The organism is uncultured Sphingomonas sp., from assembly GCF_936927845.1.
In the GTDB taxonomy this organism is placed as follows: Bacteria; Pseudomonadota; Alphaproteobacteria; order Sphingomonadales; family Sphingomonadaceae; genus Sphingomonas.
The window spans coordinates 1-2,771 of record NZ_CAKZHV010000071.1 but is presented as its reverse complement, the minus strand read 5'-3'; the positions used below and the strand labels follow the sequence as shown (position 1 = coordinate 2,771).

The following is a 2,771-nucleotide window of genomic DNA, read 5'->3' as shown; positions in this document are numbered from 1 at the left end:
CGGGCACGCTGACCGAAGGTCGTCCGCGCATCACTGATGTCGTGCCCGTCGATGGCGCCGATGAAGGCGAGTTGCTGGCGCTGGCTGTCGCCGTCGAAGCGTTGAGCGACCATCCCCTGGCCCAAGCGATCGTCAAGGACGGCCGCGAACGTCTGAACGATCGTGCCGTGCCGACTGCCGGCGACCTCAAGAGCCTGACCGGTCGGGGCGTCACCGCGAGCGTGGATGGCGAGACGGTGTGGATCGGCAAGGCCGAGATGTTCGGAAGTGAGGGCATTCCGGCGCTGGGGCAGGGCGCGCAGGACGCAATCGCGAAGCTGCGCGAGAACGGCCGCACGACAATGGTGGTCCGCAAGGGGGACCGCGACCTGGGCGCGATCGGCCTGATGGACACGCCTCGCGAAGCTGCCAAGACCGCGTTGCGTCGGCTGCACGAGATGGGCGTGTCGCGGATGATAATGATCTCCGGCGATCACCAGAAAGTCGCCGAAGCGATCGCCGACGAAGTCGGGATCGACGAAGCGTGGGGCGACCTCATGCCCGAAGACAAGGTTGCCGCGATCAAGAAGCTCGCCGGCGAAGACAAGGTCGCGATGGTGGGCGACGGCGTGAACGATGCGCCGGCGATGGCAAGCGCCACGGTCGGCATCGCGATGGGCGCGGCGGGGTCGGACGTTGCGCTGGAGACAGCCGACGTGGCGCTGATGGCCGACGATCTGGCGCACCTGCCATTCGCAGTCGGTCTTAGCCGCCATACCCGTGGAATCATCCGGCAGAACGTCTTCGTCAGCCTGGGTGTCGTCGCCTTCCTGGTGCCTGCTACCATCCTCGGCCTCGGCATTGGGCCAGCGGTGGCGGTTCATGAGGGATCGACGCTGCTCGTCGTCATCAATGCGCTCAGGCTGCTCGCCTACCGCGATCCGGCAGGGAAGGCGGCATGAAGTGGCTGATCGCCTTCGACCTCGACGGCACGCTTGCCGAGAGCAAGCGGCCGTTATCGGAGGATATGGCCGCAATCCTCGCCCGATTGCTCGCCATCACGGATGTGGCGGTGATCTCGGGCGGGGACTGGCCGCAGTTCGAAAAGCAGATCGCCTCGCGCCTTCCTGCCGGCGTCGCGCTCGACCGTCTCTGGTTGATGCCGACCACAGGCACGAAACTCTATCGGTTCATCAATGGCGCTTGGCGCGCGGTCTATGCCGAACTGTTCGACGACGCGGAGAAGGCGAAGATCCGCATGGCCTTCGATCAGGCGCTGACCGATGCCGGTCTCGCCGACGAACGTATCTGGGGCGAACGGATCGAGGACCGGGGCAGCCAGATCACCTTTTCGGGCCTGGGGCAGGCAGCGCCGCTGAAGGAAAAGGAAGCGTGGGATCCTGACCGAAAGAAGAGGACCACGTTGCAGGCCACGTTGCGCGCGAAGCTGCCGGAGCTCTCGATCAATCTCGGTGGCACGACATCGATCGACGTGACCAGAGCAGGGATCGACAAGGGCTATGGCCTGAAGCGCCTGAGTGCCGAGAGCGGTGTCCCGCTCGACGGGATGCTGTTCATTGGGGATGCGATATTCCCCGGTGGGAATGACTATCCCGCTGCTGAAATCGGCCTCGACACAGTGAGGGTGCGCGACGTCGCGGAAACCACCGCCGTCGTGACCGCCATCATCGCGTGTCTGCACCGATAGGATCAAGATACATGGTCGGCTCCATCGCGGAATGCCGCATTGTCAAAGCTCTGGCTTCTGTCGCTTAGGGCAGCGCTTCCTAAAACGAAAAGAAGGCAATGTGCGCGTCTCCGCGAACAAAGCCTCCAGCGATCAATCTAAGAGATTCCGCCGCGCTTCTCAATCGTAGGGGGCGTTTGCGGGAGGGGGCGGAATCCTACGCTAAGGATTTGGGCCAGCGATATTCCCCGGTTGGATTGATGTGTTCCCATCCCAACGGCGAGACGTGGGCGAGTAGATCAGGCGCGATATGGGTACCGCTGGCGGCCCGGGTATTGACGACCTCGCCGAGCTTCATGGTGTTCCAGAATATGATGATGGCGGCGAGCAGGTTCATTCCGGCGATGCGATAGTGCTGGCCTTCGCCGGATCGATCCCGGATTTCACCTCGGCGGTGGAAGCTGATGGCGCGCTTTAGGGCGTGGTGGGCCTCACCCTTGTTGAGGCCGATCTGAGCCTGGCGCTGGAGGCCGGCATCAAGAATCCAGTCGATCATGAACAGGGTTCGCTCGATGCGGCCCACCTCTCGCAATGCGAGGGCCAGCTCATTCTGGCGCGGGTAAGAGGCGAGCTTGCGAAGAATCTGGCTGGGGGCGACGATCCCCGCTGCGATCGTCGCCATGATGCGCAGGATGTCGGGCCAGTTGCGCTCGATGTGCGGTTCATTGATCTTACCTCCGACCAGCGCTCGCACATTGGCCGGCGTCGCGTTGGGCGTGAAGGCATAGAGTCTTTTCTGAGGGAGATCGCGGATACGGGGGGCGAACCTGTAGCCGAGCAAGGCGCAGGCGGCGAACACATGATCGGTGAAGCCGCCCGTGTCGGCAAAATGCTGGCGAACGCGGCGGCCCGCGTCATTCATGAGCAGCCCGTCCAGGATATAGGGAGCCTCGCTGACCGTTGCCGGGATCACCTGGGTTGCGAACGGCGCATATTGATCGGACACATGGCTGTATCCCTTGAGGCCCGGGACGTTGCCATATTTCGCGTTGATCTGATGGGGTGGACGCCCCCCGACGGCATCGATGTGCCAGAGTGGAGGTGT

Annotated in this window: 3 protein-coding genes; 2 read left to right on the top strand and 1 reads right to left on the bottom strand. The window is 63.4% G+C overall.

The window, feature by feature from the left end; all coding sequences use genetic code 11:
* Nucleotides 1–941, top strand: a 941-nt coding sequence (locus Q0579_RS18220; RefSeq protein WP_298815362.1) for an HAD-IC family P-type ATPase, incomplete at its 5' end; no start/stop codon positions are given.
* The gene (locus tag Q0579_RS18215) at nucleotides 938–1,687 is read left to right on the top strand and encodes an HAD-IIB family hydrolase (protein ID WP_298280882.1); all 750 of its coding nucleotides are present in this window, start codon (nucleotides 938–940) and stop codon (nucleotides 1,685–1,687) included. The genes Q0579_RS18220 and Q0579_RS18215, both read left to right, overlap by 4 nt.
* A gap of 196 nt (nucleotides 1,688–1,883) precedes the next feature.
* On the opposite strand, the gene Q0579_RS18210 is transcribed toward Q0579_RS18215, so the two are convergent.
* A partial coding sequence (locus Q0579_RS18210) for a transposase (RefSeq protein ID WP_298815358.1) occupies nucleotides 1,884–2,771 on the bottom strand: 888 nt, incomplete at its 5' end.